This window comes from Streptococcus suis (assembly GCF_002964045.1).
Classification (GTDB): domain Bacteria; phylum Bacillota; class Bacilli; order Lactobacillales; family Streptococcaceae; genus Streptococcus; species Streptococcus suis_U.
This window is the reverse complement of record NZ_POPB01000240.1, coordinates 1-470: the sequence shown is the minus strand read 5'-3', so window position 1 is coordinate 470 and position 470 is coordinate 1. Positions and strand designations below refer to the sequence as shown.

General features: G+C 44.9%; 1 protein-coding gene. It reads right to left on the bottom strand.

The genetic code is table 11. The features are described from left to right. Positions 1-470: mucin-binding protein (locus tag C1E99_RS14640; RefSeq protein WP_419580072.1), on the bottom strand; the 470-nt coding region annotated here is incomplete at both ends.

Genomic DNA, 470 nt, shown 5'->3' with positions numbered 1-470 from the left:
ATGTAACGGAGTTGCTTGAGCCTGGAGCTGCTTCGCCACCTTCTGCTTTCACATAAGTAACGGTACGGCTGATCGTACGGGTCACATCATCAACACCCTTATCTGTTGGCCATTTTGGTCCATCTGGGTTGTTCGGATCAATTGGCTCACCTGGTTTACCTGGATTTTCTGGTGTGATTGGTGAAACTTTTGGTGTCAATTCGTAGACAAAGTCTTGGGAATTGCCGTCGATGTTATCGAAGGTACCTGTTGAGCTGTAGTTGTCTTTGTTCACTACGGTGTAGCCAAGGTTTTCAAATTCCTTAATCTTAGCAGCTGGATCAAAGCCAAACTCATCCCCTGTTTTACCACTAAGGTTTTCTGTGAATTTCACTGAACCATCTGTCGTATCCACAAACTTCACACTACCCGTTTGTGATGCTTTCACATACGGAATCTTCGTATCTGTTGTTGGATCACCTGGAACTGGT